The 1,493-nt window shown below is 65.5% G+C and carries 1 pseudogene; it reads left to right on the forward strand.

The features are described 5' to 3' along the window. Positions 1 to 1,493 (forward strand): annotated as a pseudogene (locus EN935_RS35630) (kinesin); the annotation flags it as partial.

The raw sequence follows: 1,493 nt of genomic DNA on the forward strand, positions 1-1,493 counted from the left end.
CAGCCGCTCCAGCATCGACGGGCTGGTCGCCGGTCAGGTCGAGAAGCTGTCCGAGGGCCGAGATATCCTGCGGCGCGCTCTGGAAGCCGACCTCAACGCGATCAAGGGCACCATTGCCGACCAGTCGCAGAAACTGGTCGATGACCGGGCACAGTTCGCCCGGGCGCTCGAGGCTGATCTCGAAAGCGTCAACGGCCTGGTCAACAGCCATTCCGAACGGCTCGTCCAGGATCGTTCAACGCTGTCGAAAGCGCTCGAGGCCGACCTCGAAAACGTCAACGGTCTGATCAACAGCCATTCCGAACGGCTCGCACAGGATCGTTCGACCCTGTCGAGGTCACTTGAGGCCGACCTCGAAAACGTCGGCGGCCTTGTCAACAGCCACGCGGAAAGGCTTGTCCAGGAACGTTCGACCCTGTCGAAGGCGCTCGAGGAGGATCTCGCCAAGCTGGCCGAAAGCCGCTCCAGCATCGACGGCCTGGTCGCCGGCCAGGTCGAGAAACTCGCCGAAGGCCGCGACGTTCTCAAGCGCGCGCTAGAAGCCGATCTGGCCAAGTTGGCCGAAAGCCGCTCCAGCATCGACGGTTTGGTCGCCGGTCAGGTGGAGAAACTGGCCGAGGGCCGCGACATTCTCAAACGCGCCCTCGAAGCTGACCTGCAGAAGCTGACCGAAAGCCGCAGCGATATCGACGACGTCATTGCCGGACATGTCGGCAAGCTGTCCGAAGGTCGCAATATGCTGACCCGCGCGCTGGAAGACGATCTCGGCAAGCTCGCCGAGTCCCGCAGGGACGTCGACCGCTCGCTGTCGGGCCATATCGATCAGATCGCCGCCAGGAGCACCGATATCTCCGCGGCAATCGCCGGGGATGTCGAAAAGATCGAGCAGGCCTTCAGCCGTCAGACCGGCATCATCGAGGAACGCGCCGGCACCATGGAGCGTGCGCTTTCGACAGGTGTCGACAACGTCCGCGCCGTGCTCGAGAAGAGCGCCGTGTTTGTCGCCGGCGCCCTGCGCGAAAAGGTGCTGGAAGTCACCAGCACGCTGCATGAGCAGGCCGGTGCGGCGTTCAGTGACGCCGACCGCAAGATCGCCGAGCGCGCCGAGCAGACCTCTGCCGCCTTGCTGGCGCGGGCCGAGGACATCGCCCGCACCTTCGAGGACGCCGATCGTCGACTGCACGCCCGTGCGGAAGATACGTCGAACGCCTTGCTTGCCCGCGCAGACGACACGTCCAGCTCGCTGCTGGCCCGTGCCCATGAAACCGCTGATCAGCTGGCTGCTCGCGCAAGTCAGATCGCCGGCACCTTCGAAGCGGCGGACCAGAAGCTCGCCGCCCGCGCCCAGGAAACCGCCGATCAGCTGACCGCCCGGGCTCAGGACACCGCCGACCATCTGGCAGCTCGTGCAAGCGAGATTGCCGGCACGTTCGATGCCGCCGACCAGAAGCTGGTCGCCCGCGCCATCGAGACGGCCCAGTCGCTGGCCGCGC

Source organism: Mesorhizobium sp. M7D.F.Ca.US.004.03.1.1 (genome assembly GCF_003998635.1).
GTDB classification, from domain to species: Bacteria; Pseudomonadota; Alphaproteobacteria; order Rhizobiales; family Rhizobiaceae; genus Mesorhizobium; species Mesorhizobium loti.